The sequence below is a fragment of the Nonomuraea sp. NPDC050536 genome, from assembly GCF_044457685.1.
GTDB lineage: Bacteria > Actinomycetota > Actinomycetes > Streptosporangiales > Streptosporangiaceae > Nonomuraea.
In genome coordinates this window covers 176895-189488 of the sequence record NZ_JBITHD010000002.1, presented here as the reverse complement: position 1 = coordinate 189488, position 12594 = coordinate 176895, and the positions used below count along the sequence as shown (strand labels likewise).

Here is a 12594-nt window from a genome sequence, read left to right as displayed (position 1 = left end):
AAAGTCCTCGATCACGGGATCTGCTGGAGGACGGCGGCGGCGTGTTTGAGGTCGGTGGGTGAGACGAGGGTGGCCGTGAGGACGGCGGCCGAGGTGATGGCGACCGCCACGGCGAGGGCGGGTTTGTGGCGGCGTCCGGATGTGGGGGCCGCCGCTGGGAGTGTGGGGGTCGGTAGCGGAGGGAGGGCCTCGAGTTCGGTCCTGAGGGTGGTCCAGGAGTGGGATTCCTGGTGCCCCAGGCCGCAGGCCCTCAGGTAGGCCACCAGGAGGGGCTCGTGCGGGACGCGGTTGCGGCTGAGCATGGTGGCGATCGCCGCCGGGGGGAGCGAGTCGCCGATCGCGTCGGCGCGGCGTTCCAGCTGCCGGAAGCTGAGGCCTGACCAGGCTTTGAGCCGGCGCAGGTCGGCCACGAAGGTCGCCTCGTCGACGGCCGCGGACGGCGTCGGTGGCGGCGTGTTGTGCATGGACTCCCCCGATGTGGTGCTGCGGGTGCACGGTGCCCCCGTACGACCTCGAACGCGCAAACATCTTGATCGGGTTCCTGAGTGGTGGTCAACGCCGTTCCGTACTACGTAAGGACTTCCGGTGGCCACGGGAGCGCTTGATAGCCCCGCAAAGCGGCGCGCCGTACGAAGAGCTCGGGCGTGGCTAGAGTGCCGGGATGAGCGAAGATCGGGTGGTCGTGGTGACCGGCGTGAGCCGGCGGATCGGGATCGGATTCGCGATCGCCAGGGAGTTCCTGGCCACCGGCGCCAGGGTGCTGGTGCAGTCGTGGACGCCGCACGACGCCGAGCAGCCGTGGGGCGCCGATCCGGCGGGCATGGCGGGGGTGCTCCGCGAGCTGGGCGACGTGGAGCATGTGGAGGCGGACTTCGAGGACCCGGAGGCGCCCGCGCGGGTGATCGAGCGGGCGGTCGACCGGTTCGGGCACGTGGACGTGGTGGTCGCCAACCACGCGCGCAGCTCCACGCAGTCGCTGGCCGAGCTGACGGCGCGGGAGCTCGACCGCTGCTGGGCGGTGAACGCGCGGGCCAGCGCGCTGCTGACCCAGGCCTTCGCTGCCCGGCACGACGACACGCGCCCCGGCGGCCGGGTGATCCTGTTCACCTCCGGGCAGCACCTGGGGCCGATGCCGGGCGAGCTGCCGTACGCCATCAGCAAGGGCGCGATCCAGCAGATGACGCTGAGCCTGGCCGACGCGCTGATCGACCGCGGCATCACCGTCAACGCCGTGAACCCTGGCCCCGTCGACACCGGGTGGGCCACGCCCGAGATCAACGCCTTGGTCGCCAATGCCCTCCCCGCGGGGCGCTGGCACGCGCCCGAGGAGGTGGCCAAGGTGGTGCGCTGGCTCGCCTCGGACGAGGCCGCCTGGGTCACCGGCCAGGTGATCAACGCCGAGGGCGGCTTCCGCCGCTGGGTCAAGTGACACCGGACCCCACGAGACGCAGCGGGCTCGCCGGAGCGGGAGTTCCGTCGGTCCTGGCCAGGCGGAGCGCCAGGGCGGGGCACATCTCGACCGCCCGGCGGGCCTCCTTGGCCATCCAGGCGGGCACGGCCCTGAACGAGGGGAACCCGTAGGCGTCCAGGTCGACGAACTCCGGCAGCAGGTGCGCGCACAGCCCGTGCCCCTCGCACCGGGTCCAGTCCACGTCCAGCCGGTACTCGGGCTCCTCCTCCGCCTCCGGCAGCGGCAGTACCCCGCGGATGGGCCGCCCGCACGAGCCGTGCTCCAGGTGGAGCGCGATGTCGGTGTCGAAGGCGTCCAGCGCCGACAGCACGAACCTGGCGGTCCCGTCGGGATGGAAGCACGCGCCACGCCGCTCGATGGCCCGTACGGCACGCCGTACGGAATCCGTCGAACCGGAGCCCTCGGTCAGGGCGCGCAGCGTGCGGGCGAGCTCGGGCAGGCCGAGCCGGCACGGGCCGCACTGGCCCGAGGACTGGGCGGCCAGGTAGGCGGCCACCCGCGCGGCCTCGCCGATGGGGCAGGTGGACTCGCCGAGCGGCACCACGATCCCGGCACCGAGGCTGCCTCCGGCCAGGCGCAGGCCTTCGCGGGAGAGCTCGGTGGCGACCGCCGTCGCAGCGGAGAGCCAGGCGCCGTGGTAGCCGCCGACCAGCACGCCGTCGCCGATCTCCGCCTCGCACAGGTCGAGCACGTCGGCCAGCGGGGTGCCGGACGGCGCCTCCACGACCGCCGACCCGGCCACGCTGAACAGCAGCGTGCCAGGCTCGCGCTCGGTGCCGACCTCGGCGTAGCCGGCGGCGCCCAGCTCGGCCAGGATGGCGAGCTGGGCGAAGGTCTCGGCGTTCGACAGCAGCGTGGGCAGCCCGTCGACGCCGCTCTCGCTGGCGCGGCGCTTGCGGCCAGGCGGCACCGCCTCGAGCCCGTTGACGCCGCGCACCAGCGCGCCGCCCTCGCCGGTGATGAAGCGCTCGGGCACGCCCACCACGCGGATGCTGATGCGGCTCTCCGAGGCGCCGGCGATGTTGGCGGCGCGGCGCTCGGCCACGGCGGCCGCGATCGACGCCTCGCCCACCTCGCCCTCGGCCGTGGCGACCACGACCTCCTTGGCGCGCAGCGCCTCGGCGGCCAGCAGCGCGCCGTCCAGCACCAGATGCGGCGTGCGGATCAGCAGCATCGCGTCCTTGGCGCTGGCCGGCTCGCCCTCGGCCGCGTTCACCAGCACGACGCGCTCGCGCGAGCCGGAGGCCTCGGCGACGGCGCGCAGTTTGCGCGCGAACGGGAACGCCGCGCCGCCCCGTCCGCGCAGATCCACCTCATCGACCTGGGCGATGAGGGTGTCCAGGTCACGCGGCACGGGCTCGCCGTGCAGCGTGCGGTGCGCCGGCAGATCGAGCCTGCGGCAGTGGTCGAGCCCGGCGGTCAGCCGGGCGGGTCCGATCCGCAGCACGTGCGGCACCGTGTGGGGGATCATCCGGCCCTCCTGAGCTTGCGTCGCGCCTCGTCCAGGCTCACCGGCGCCTCGACCTGCGGCTCGGCCGCCACCGCCGCTGTCACGAGCGGTGCCTCCACGGGCTCGGGTACGGCCGGCGGCCGCAGCATCGTGGCCCACACCCGGACCAGCAGCGCGGAACCCACCGCGGCCAGGCAGGCCACGTACGACCAGGCCACCCACGCCGCCGGGGGACGGCCCGCGGTCAGCCCGTGCAGGATCGACACCGGCCAGGCCAGGTAGGCGGCGGCGTGCATGGCCCGCCACACCCAGGGCAGCCTGGCCGTGGCGAAACGCCCCCGCACGATCCCGGTCACCAGCACCGCGATCATCAGATCGGAGGCGATCGCGCCCAGCCCCACCCAGATCCCGGACACCGGGACGACCGCGGCGGCGGCGGGCGCGTGCCCGAGCACGATCATCAGCGTGATGTGGCCGGTCAGGAATCCCACCCCGGCCACCGCGGCCGCCCGGTGCGCGAGCTGCGCCCTGACCCGGTTACCCGGCGACAGGAAGACCCGCTCGCTGGTCAGCAGCCCGAGCGCGACCGTCGCGGTCAGCGTGACCAGGGTGAAGACGCCCATGTAGAACTCGAGGAAGCCGAGCCCGCGGCCGAGCAGCGCCAGCCCGGGATCCGTCCTGGTCAGCGCGAAGGCTGACAGCAGCAGCGCGGTACCGGCGGCGCTCGCCCCGAGGCGGACGTTCCTGGAGTCCAGCCTCGACGGGGCATGCCGGGGATGTCGTCTGTGGAGCATCGATTCCTCCCAGTGTCGGGTTGAGGGTGCGACTCGGGAGCGAATCGGGTCACTAGCAGCGGCGGCCGCGGTTGATGCAGCTCACCACGAACGCCATCAGGCGGTCGGGCATCACGTTGGCGAAGTCCGCGTGGTCGGTGACCGGGTTGTGCTTCTGCTCGGGGAAGGCGTCCACCGCGAACGACGGACCCTGCGGCACCGAGTAGGTGAGGATCATCCGCAGCTGCGGCACCGCCTTGGTGCCCTGCGGGCAGGCGCCGTCCTGGCCGGGGAAGACGATGTGCGTGCGGTGGTTGGCACTGTCGGTGTTCTGCCCGTCCCAGCAGCTCGGGAAGTCCAGGATCCGGACGACCCTGCTGAAGCGCGGGCACAGCGGATACTTGGTGCCGGTGATCCGGTTGCCGAACCCGGTGCACGTCCACTGGGCGCGGGCGTTGGCTCCGCCGTTCGTGCCGGCCTTGGCGTCACCGGTGATGATCCGCAGGAAGCGCGGCATCGGGCTCACCTTGCCCGCCGGGTTGCCGCGGAACAGCAGCGTCACCGAGCGGGCGCGGAGCACCTGGCCCACGTTGCCGTCCTGGTCGCCGAGGTTGGCGTCGATCTTCCTGTCCCTCAGCACCGGCCAGAAGTAGGTGGACCTGTCGCCGAAGCGGCAGGTCGTCCCGGCCGCGGCCAGGCTCTCGTCGGTGGAGAAGCCGTTGGTCGACAGGTTGCCCACGTAGTCGTGCAGGTGATGGGCGCCGTTGCTGACGCCGGGCGCGACGATGAAGTTGTCGGGGTTGTTGTGCCCGTTCTGGTTCGTCCCGCAGGCCGAGACGAACGAGCCGCGCGACCCGTTACGCCCGATCTGCACGCCGGTGTTGACGGGCGGCACCTGCCGGATGTCGATGAAGTCCGTGACGAACGGCCCCAGGTCCTTGCACTCGTCGCCGTGATCGGCCGTCTGCGTGGGGGTGGCCGTCGCGGATCGCGTCGGCGTGGCGGTCTGCGTCGGTTGCCTCCTGCGCTCGCGCGTCGGGCTCGGGCTCGGCTCGTCGCTGGGTTCGGCCGTCTCGGTGGGCTCCGCGGTCCTGGTACGGCTCGCCGTACCGGAAGGCGTCGGCTCGGCCGAGCCGGAGGGCGCCGGGGTGGGCGCGAGGACCATCCGGCCGCCGAAGCGGGGCGCGGCGACGGCCCTGCCGCCTCCGGAGCCCTGATCCTCGATCCCCTGGTCCTGGGGTGCCTGGTCCTGGTTGGTCGGATCCTGGCCATTCGGATCCTGGTTGTTCGGGTCCTGGCCGTTCGCGTCCTGCGTGGCGCGGCTCTTGGCCGCCTGCTCGCCCTGGGTGGCGGGGTCGCAGTGGTCCGCGCGGGCCGGGCCCGCGCCGATGACGGCCGCGGACACCAGCCCGCCGGCCGTCACGGCCAGCGCGGTCATGGCCGCGGCCAGGCGTCTCGATCTCCTCATGGTTGTCTCCTCGAATCGACCGCCGTGGCGGCGGGTGGAACGGGGGAGGGCGAGGGAGGTTCGGGTAACTGGGAGTAGTCGACCAGTCCGGTGGACTCCAGCAGCGTCATGTGTTTCTGGACGACGACGACGGCCTGCTGGGCGAACTTCCTGATCTCGTCGTTGCGCGTGCCGGCACGGACCTCGGCCACGACCGCGAAGACCTTCCCGTGCGCGGCGCGCAGCAGGTTGGCGAAGTCGCGGTCGAAGTCCGCGCCGCTCTCCGCGGACAGCTGCGCCATCCAGCGCTGCTGGTCCGCGTTGGGCTGGTCGGGCAGCGGGACGCCGAGGCGGGCGGCGACCTCCCTGGTCGCCTTGTCCAGCTTCTGGTGGTCCTGCATGATGATCGCCCCGACCTCCCTGACCCGCCGGCTCTCCCCGCGGGTCTGGGCCCATTCGCCGGTGGGCATCTCCCACAGGCCGGCCTGCCGTACGCGGATCAGGAAGTCGCGGTCGGCGGGGCCGAGCGGGCCCGAGGGTGTGGTGGTCCACTCGGCTGACGCCGGCGCACTCGTCGTCGGCATCACCAGCAGCACCGTCACGGTGGCCGCGGCGACGAAGCCGCCGAGGATCATCAGCTCACCGCGGAGAAGCCACCTGAGCGCAGGAGCTCGCCGGGGGAGAGCGCGCGAAGCGATGCCACTGACTGGCGAAGCGGGCGCGACCATTCGACGCTGCATGATCAGGGATACGCGGGCCTGTGGGGGCGGGTTCATCCCATGGGGCTAGATAGTCAGAAATGACTGGAGTTATCGGAGTGACTACCGGAGTGATAACGAAGGTGTAAAGATGTGCCCCGTGCTAGGTCACCTCGACGGCAGGTTCGAGAGTGCGGATGCCGAGGCGGAGCAACGCATCGCGCTGCTCTACCAGGAGTTCGGCGGCCCTCTGCTGCGCCACGTACGCAAGTCGACCGGTAACGATCTTCAGTGGGCCGAGGACGTCGTCCAGGAGACGATCGTCCGGGCCTGGCGTCACTCGGCAAGACTGCAATGGGAACCGGGCCTCATCTGGGCGTGGCTGCTCACCGTGGCCCGCCGCATCGTGATCGATGGACGCCGCCGTAGGAGCGTTCGGCCGCACGAGGTCGAACCACCCGAGGTGGACACCATCGCCGTGCCCGACGGGTCGGAGCGCGCGTTATCGGCGATCGTGGTCGCCGAGGCGCTGCGGAGCCTGTCGGAAGAACACCGTGAAGTCATTGAGCAGACTTACCTTCGGGACCGTACGATAAATGAAGCGGCGGAGATTCTGGGGATCCCGCCCGGCACGGTCAAGTCCAGGCTCTACTACGGAATACGGGCGCTGCGCGCACTGCTGCGTGACAAGGGGGTAGCCGGCTGATGCACGAGGAGGTGGCCGCCTACGTTCTCGGTGTCCTGGACGAGCAGGACCACGAGGCGTTCGAGCGCCATCTCGACGGATGCCCGGAGTGCCAGGCGCAGCTCAAGGAACTGGGCGAGGTTCCCGTCAGTCTCGACGGGCTGAAGCATTCCCCCACCGCCTCCGAAGACTCGCATTAATTGACGATCGCGGTCTTTTCGGGTGGTATCGGTACGGCGAGGCGTACATCCGGTCAATGGAGACCGGGTGATTGGGGGAGGTGCTCCGGTTGGGGGTCAACGGTGAAGCTGCCGTCCCCCGAGATCGGCAGTTCGGCGAGGAAGGCGGCCGGTTGTCCTACGGCGGCTATCTCAGGCTGCCCGAACTGCTCGAGCAGCAGCGACCGCAGTCGGAGGCCCCGGACGAGCTGCTGTTCATCACCATCCACCAGGTCTACGAGCTCTGGTTCAAGCTGCTGCTGCACGAACTGGAGAGCGCTCGCGAGGCGATGTTCGCCGGTGAACTGTGGCAGGCCAGGCATCTGTTCCAGCGCGTACACGCGGTGGAGAGGGTCCTGGTCGAGCAGGTCGAGGTCCTGGAGACGATGACGCCGCAGGACTTCCTGGCCTTCCGCAACAAGCTGGCTCCCGCCAGCGGGTTCCAGTCGGTCCAGTTCCGCGAGCTGGAGTTCCTGTCGGGGCTGAAGGACCCGGCCTTCCTCGTCAGGCTCAGGGACGCCAGCGACACCGAACTCGCCAGGCTGCGCCGGCGCCTGGACGAGCCCACCCTGTGGGATGCTTATCTCACCGCCCTCTCCCAGCGTGGCCTGGCGGTCTCCGACGAGGAGATCATGGCCTCGCTGCTGGCCGTGGCGAGGGACCGCCGGTCGTACGACGACCTGTGGCAACTGGCCGAAGACCTGTTGGACCACGACGAGGCCGCCGCGGAGTGGCGGCTGCGCCACGTCCAGATGGTCGAGCGGCAGATCGGTACCAAGTCGGGCACCGGCGGCTCGACGGGCGCCCCCTACCTGCGTGGTAGAACGCGCCTCCACTATTTCCCCCTGCTATGGGAACTAAGGGCCTGGCTATGAATAAAACCGGCAAACCCTCACAAAGGAGTGAGAGCGACATGCCCCTCGATGAGGCCAAGGACGAGCTGCTCCAGCGAGCCGCCCAGACATGCGCCGTAAGTGACCACGTGAACCCCGAGGACGCGCTGTCCTTCCTGCGGATCTACTACCGGCATGTCGCCCCAGAGGACGTGCTGGACCGCAACCCGGTTGACGTCTACGGTCCGGCGATGTCGCACAAGCAGCTGGCCGAGGTGCGTCCCCAGGGCAGGGCGCTGGTCCGGGCCTATACGCCCACGCTTGAGGAGAACGGCTGGGACCCCGGCCACTCGGTGGTCGAGGTGGTCACCGACGACATGCCGTTCCTTGTCGACAGCGTGTCGATGGAACTCGACCGCCACCACATCGGCGTCCACCTGATCGTCCACCCGCAGATGCGGGTCCGCCGCGACATGACGGGCAAGATGCTCGGCCGCGGCCAGGAGGACGTCACCGGCCAGTTCCTGATCGAGTCGTGGATACACCTGGAGATCGACCGGCAGTCCGACCCAGAAAAACTCAAGGAGATCGAGGCCGACCTGAAGCGGGTGCTCAGCGATGTGCGCCACGCGGTCGAGGACTTCGCCAAGATGCGGGCGCTGGCCGTACAGACCGCGGAGGACCTTTCCGTCAACCCGCCGCCGCTTGAGCCCGCGGAGGTCGAGGACAGCCTCGACCTGCTGCGCTGGCTCGCCGACGGGCACTTCACCTTCCTCGGCTACCGCGAGTACCGCCTGGAGAGCACCGAAGAGGGCGACGCGCTGCGCTCGGTGCCCGGCGCCGCCCTCGGCATCCTGCGTGCCGACAGGCCCGGGTCGGAGAGCTTCTCCGTGCTGCCGCCCGAGGTGCGGGCCAAGGCGCGTGAGAAGCGGCTGCTGATCATCACCAAGGCCAACTCGCGTGCCACCGTGCACCGCGCCGCCTACCTCGACTACATCGGGGTCAAGCTGTTCTCGCCCGAGGGCGAGGTCATCGGCGAGCGCCGCTTCCTCGGCCTGTTCACGCACGTGGCCTACAACGAGTCCATCTCCAGGATCCCGGTGCTGCGGCGCAAGCTGGCCGACGTGCTCGACCTGGCCGGGCTGACCGCCGACAGCCACGACGGCAAGGACCTGATCGAGATCCTCGAGACCTTCCCGCGCGACGAGCTGTTCCAGACCCCGACCGAGCAGCTGCTGCCGATCGCCCTGGGCGTGCTCCGGCTGCGCGAGCGCAAGCAGGTCAAGCTGTTCCTGCGGCGCGACGACTACGGCCGCTACATCTCCTGCCTGATCTACCTGCCGCGCGACCGCTACACCACCAAGGTCCGGCTCAGGATGCAGGAGCTGCTGCTCAAGGCGCTGGGCGGCACCACGCTCGACTACAGCGCGATGATCGGTGAGTCCGCGCTGGCCCGCCTGCACGTCGTGGTGCGCGGCGAGCGGGGCAAGCAGCTGCCGGAGCCGGACATCGACCTGGAAGAGCTGGAGTCGCGCCTGGCCGCCATCACCCGGTCGTGGGAGGACGACCTGGCCGCGGCGCTGACCGTGATGACCTCCGAGACCGAGGCGCCCGCGATGATCCGGCGCTACCAGTCGGCCTTCCCCGAGGGCTACAAGGCGGACTTCCCGCCCAAGGTGGCCGTGGTGGACCTGCGCCGCCTGGAGGAGCTCGACGGCGCCGGGGACGACGAAGTGGGGATCAACCTCTACGAGCCCTACGACGCCACGGAGGGCGAGCGGCGGCTCAAGATCTACCGCGTCGGCTCGCCGATCTCGCTGTCGCAGGCGCTGCCGCTGATCCAGCGGCTCGGCGTGGAGGTCGTGGACGAGCGGCCATACGAGATCGACAGGGACGACGACAAGAACGCCTTCATCTACGACTTCGGGCTGCGCTACACGCCGTCGGCAGAGGTCGACCGCAACGACTTCAAGCGGCTCTTCCAGGACGGCCTGCAGGCCCTGTGGAAGGGCAGGGTGCAGGCCGACAACTTCAACGAGCTGATCCTGCGCTCGGGCCTGACCTGGGAGCAGGTGGAGATCCTGCGGCTCTACGCCAAGTACCTGCGCCAGGCCGGCTCCACCTTCTCCCAGCGGTACATGGAACGGGTGCTGGTCGGCAACATCCGGCTGTCCCGGCTGCTGGTCCGGCTGTTCGAGGCCAGGCTCGACCCGCGCCGCGGCGAGGACGTACGTACCGACCTGGTCGAGGCGCTCAACGAGGAGATCCTGGGCGCGCTCGACGAGGTGGCCTCGCTCGACGAGGACCGCATCCTGCGGGCCTACCTGGAGATGATCCAGGCCACGCTGCGGACGAACTACTTCCAGACGGATGGGCACGGCCAGCGCAAGCCGTACATCTCCGTCAAGTTCGACCCCCAGGCGATCAGCGTGCTGCCGCTGCCGCGGCCCAAGTACGAGATCTTCGTGTACTCGCCGCGGGTCGAGGGCGTGCACCTGCGCTTCGGCAACGTGGCCCGTGGCGGGCTGCGCTGGTCGGACCGCATGGAGGACTTCAGGACCGAGATCCTCGGCCTGGTCAAGGCCCAGATGGTGAAGAACACCGTCATCGTCCCGACCGGATCCAAGGGCGGCTTCGTCGTCAAGCGGCCGCCGGAGGGCGGCACTCGCGAAGAGGTCATGGTCGAGGGCGTGGCCTGCTACCGGATGTTCATCTCGGGCCTGCTCGACGTCACCGACAACCTGGTCGACGGCAAGGTCGTGCCGCCGCCCGACGTGGTGCGCCACGACGGCGACGACCCGTACCTGGTGGTGGCCGCCGACAAGGGCACCGCGACCTTCTCCGACATCGCCAACGGCGTGGCCAAGGAGTACGGCTTCTGGCTGGGCGACGCCTTCGCCTCGGGCGGCTCGATCGGCTACGACCACAAGGCCATGGGCATCACCGCCCGCGGCGCCTGGGAGTCGGTCAAGTACCACTTCCGCACGATGGGGGTGGACGTCCAGAACACCGACTTCACCGTGGCCGGCATCGGCGACATGTCGGGCGACGTGTTCGGCAACGGCATGCTGCTCTCCCAGCACATCAAGCTGGTCGCGGCCTTCGACCACCGGCACATCTTCATCGACCCGGCCCCGGACCCCGCCCGCTCCTTCGCCGAGCGGCAGCGCCTGTTCGAGCTGCCCCGCAGCTCCTGGGCCGACTACGCGCCGGAGCTGATCTCGGCGGGCGGCGGCGTCTTCCCGCGCACGGCCAAGTCCATCCAGATCACCCCGCAGATCCGCGAGGCGCTGGACATCCCGGCCGGCGTGACCTCGATGGCGCCCAACGACCTGCTCAGCGCCATCCTGAAGGCACCGGTCGACCTGCTGTGGAACGGCGGCATCGGCACCTACGCCAAGGCGAGCTCGGAGTCCAACGCCGACGTCGGCGACAAGGCCAACGACGGCCTGCGCGTCAACGCCTCCGAGCTGCGCTGCAAGGTCATCGGCGAGGGCGGCAACCTGGGCTTCACCCAGCTCGGCCGGATCGAGTTCGCGCTGAACGGCGGCCTGGTCAACACCGACTTCATCGACAACTCGGCCGGTGTGGACACCTCCGACCACGAGGTGAACATCAAGATCCTGCTGGACCAGGTCGTCCGCGACGGCGAGCTCACCGACAAGCAGCGCAACCAGATCTTCACCTCGATGACCGACGAGGTGGCCGGGCTGGTGCTGCGCGACAACTACGACCAGAACGACGTCCTGGCCGCCGCCCGCGCCCAGGCGCCCGAGATGCTGCACATCCACGCCCGGCAGCTGCGGCGGCTGGAGCGCGACGGCCTGGTCAACCGGGAGCTGGAGTTCCTGCCGTCGGACAAGACGCTGGCCGAGCGCCGGCAGGCGCGGCTCGGGCTCACGGCGCCGGAGTTCTCGGTGCTGCTCGCCTACACCAAGATCGTGCTGGACCACGAGGTGCTCGCCTCCGACCTGCCCGACGACCCGTACCTGGCCTCCTGGCTGGTGTCGTACTTCCCGTCGGCGCTGCGCGACCGCTTCCGCCCCTACATGGACGCCCACCCGCTGCGCCGCGAGATCATCACCACCTGCGTGGTGAACGACCTGGTCAACTCCATGGGCACGTCGTTCATGTTCCGCTTCGGCGAGGAGACCGGCGCCTCGGCACCGGACATCGTGCGCGCCTACCTGGTCGTCAACGAGGTGTTCGACCTGCCCAGCTTCTACCGGGCGATCGAGGAACTGGCCAACAAGGTCGACACCGCCACGCAGATCGCGATGCTGCTGGAGGCCCGCAAGCTGACCGAGCGGGCCACGCGCTGGCTGCTGGGCAACCGCAGGCCGCCGCTGGACCTGGCAGGTTCGGTGAGCTTCTTCGCCAAGGGCATGAACGGCCTGATCCAGCACATGCCGAAGCTGCTCACGGGTCCCGACCTGACCGCCTTCGAGGAGCGGCGCGACTCGTTCGAGGCGCGCGGGGTGCCGGTCGAGCTGGCCGAGCGGGTGGCCGCCATGGTCCCCGCGTACTCCACGTTCGACCTGGTGGAGGTGGCCTCCTTCACCGACAGGCCGGTCAACGAGGTGGCCGAGGTCTACTTCGACCTGGCCGACCGGCTCCAGCTGGCCCGGCTGCGCGAGCGCGTCATCGCCCTGCCGCGTGACAACCGGTGGAACTCGATGGCCCGCTCGGCGCTGCGCGACGACCTGTACGCGGCGCACGCGTCGCTGACGCGTGACGTGCTGGCCCACAGCACGCCGGGCCTGTCGCCGGAGGAACGCCTGGCTCTCTGGACGGAGGCCAACTCGGCGGCCGTCGCGCGTGCCCGCCAGACGCTGTCGGAGATCTGGGAGAGCGACAACTTCGACCTGGCGACGCTCTCCGTGGCCCTCCGCGCCGTCCGCACGCTCGTGAGGTCGTCCACCCTCCCGCACGCGGAGGCGTGATCGTCTCGTTCCGCTGAGCTCTGCGGAACCCGCCCCGGCGCTTTCCCGCGCCGGGGTCGGTGAGGAGGTGTACGGC

Annotated in this window: 10 protein-coding genes; 5 read left to right on the top strand and 5 right to left on the bottom strand. The window is 70.3% G+C overall.

Translation table 11 applies throughout. The annotated features are described in order from the left end of the window. Positions 1 to 11: 11 nt before the first annotated feature. Positions 12 to 464 (bottom strand): helix-turn-helix domain-containing protein, encoded by a 453-nt coding sequence (locus tag ACIBHX_RS07870; protein WP_397065345.1) that lies wholly within the window; start codon positions 462 to 464, stop codon positions 12 to 14. A 197-nt stretch (positions 465 to 661) separates the two neighbouring features. Between ACIBHX_RS07870 and ACIBHX_RS07865 the strand changes: the two genes are divergently transcribed. Beyond that, complete coding sequence (locus tag ACIBHX_RS07865; protein ID WP_397065343.1) at positions 662 to 1429, top strand: SDR family oxidoreductase; 768 nt, start codon at positions 662 to 664, stop codon at positions 1427 to 1429. Here ACIBHX_RS07865 and ACIBHX_RS07860 read toward each other — a convergent pair. From ACIBHX_RS07860 to ACIBHX_RS07845, 4 genes are read right to left on the bottom strand one after another with little or no spacing between them, the layout of a single operon-like run. After that, positions 1422 to 2942 carry an NADH-ubiquinone oxidoreductase-F iron-sulfur binding region domain-containing protein gene (locus ACIBHX_RS07860; RefSeq protein ID WP_397065341.1) on the bottom strand — a complete coding sequence of 507 codons (1521 nt, stop codon included), beginning with the start codon at positions 2940 to 2942 and terminating at the stop codon, positions 1422 to 1424. The genes ACIBHX_RS07865 and ACIBHX_RS07860 overlap by 8 nt on opposite strands. Next, a complete protein-coding gene (locus tag ACIBHX_RS07855) occupies positions 2939 to 3715 on the bottom strand; it encodes a hypothetical protein (protein WP_397065339.1) in 777 nt (258 codons plus the stop codon). Before ACIBHX_RS07855 ends, ACIBHX_RS07860 begins: the two co-directional genes overlap by 4 nt. 52 nt (positions 3716 to 3767) lie before the next feature. Next, on the bottom strand, positions 3768 to 5162 hold the full coding sequence (locus ACIBHX_RS07850) for a DUF1996 domain-containing protein (RefSeq protein WP_397065337.1): 1395 nt from the start codon (positions 5160 to 5162) through the stop codon (positions 3768 to 3770). Continuing rightward, the gene (locus tag ACIBHX_RS07845; RefSeq protein ID WP_397065335.1) at positions 5159 to 5776 is read right to left on the bottom strand and encodes a DUF4142 domain-containing protein; all 618 of its coding nucleotides are present in this window, start codon (positions 5774 to 5776) and stop codon (positions 5159 to 5161) included. The genes ACIBHX_RS07850 and ACIBHX_RS07845 overlap by 4 nt, the downstream gene beginning before the upstream one ends. Positions 5777 to 5990: 214 nt before the next feature. Between ACIBHX_RS07845 and ACIBHX_RS07840 the strand changes: the two genes are divergently transcribed. The 4 genes from ACIBHX_RS07840 to ACIBHX_RS07825 all read left to right on the top strand — a co-directional run bounded on the left by ACIBHX_RS07840 (position 5991) and on the right by ACIBHX_RS07825 (position 12518). After that, positions 5991 to 6545, top strand: coding sequence for a sigma-70 family RNA polymerase sigma factor (locus tag ACIBHX_RS07840; RefSeq protein WP_397065333.1), 555 nt, complete (start codon positions 5991 to 5993; stop codon positions 6543 to 6545). Next, complete coding sequence (locus tag ACIBHX_RS07835; RefSeq protein WP_397065331.1) at positions 6545 to 6724, top strand: anti-sigma factor family protein; 180 nt, start codon at positions 6545 to 6547, stop codon at positions 6722 to 6724. Before ACIBHX_RS07840 ends, ACIBHX_RS07835 begins: the two co-directional genes overlap by 1 nt. A gap of 89 nt (positions 6725 to 6813) precedes the next feature. Next, a complete protein-coding gene (locus ACIBHX_RS07830) occupies positions 6814 to 7617 on the top strand; it encodes a tryptophan 2,3-dioxygenase (protein ID WP_397065329.1) in 804 nt (267 codons plus the stop codon). A gap of 38 nt (positions 7618 to 7655) precedes the next feature. Then, positions 7656 to 12518: an NAD-glutamate dehydrogenase gene (locus ACIBHX_RS07825; protein WP_397065327.1), complete on the top strand. Its 4863-nt coding sequence runs from the start codon at positions 7656 to 7658 to the stop codon at positions 12516 to 12518. The last annotated feature ends 76 nt before the right edge of the window (positions 12519 to 12594 follow it).

Bases quoted from the DNA above. Each gene is read 5' to 3' on its own strand.
- ACIBHX_RS07870 (WP_397065345.1), bottom strand. From the start codon at position 464: ATGCACAACACGCCGCCACCGACGCCGTCCGCGGCCGTCGACGAGGCG.
- ACIBHX_RS07865 (WP_397065343.1), top strand. From the start codon at position 662: ATGAGCGAAGATCGGGTGGTCGTGGTGACCGGCGTGAGCCGGCGGATC.
- ACIBHX_RS07860 (WP_397065341.1), bottom strand. From the start codon at position 2,942: ATGATCCCCCACACGGTGCCGCACGTGCTGCGGATCGGACCCGCCCGG.
- ACIBHX_RS07855 (WP_397065339.1), bottom strand. From the start codon at position 3,715: ATGCTCCACAGACGACATCCCCGGCATGCCCCGTCGAGGCTGGACTCC.
- ACIBHX_RS07850 (WP_397065337.1), bottom strand. From the start codon at position 5,162: ATGAGGAGATCGAGACGCCTGGCCGCGGCCATGACCGCGCTGGCCGTG.
- ACIBHX_RS07845 (WP_397065335.1), bottom strand. From the start codon at position 5,776: ATGATCCTCGGCGGCTTCGTCGCCGCGGCCACCGTGACGGTGCTGCTG.
- ACIBHX_RS07840 (WP_397065333.1), top strand. From the start codon at position 5,991: ATGTGCCCCGTGCTAGGTCACCTCGACGGCAGGTTCGAGAGTGCGGAT.
- ACIBHX_RS07835 (WP_397065331.1), top strand. From the start codon at position 6,545: ATGCACGAGGAGGTGGCCGCCTACGTTCTCGGTGTCCTGGACGAGCAG.
- ACIBHX_RS07825 (WP_397065327.1), top strand. From the start codon at position 7,656: ATGCCCCTCGATGAGGCCAAGGACGAGCTGCTCCAGCGAGCCGCCCAG.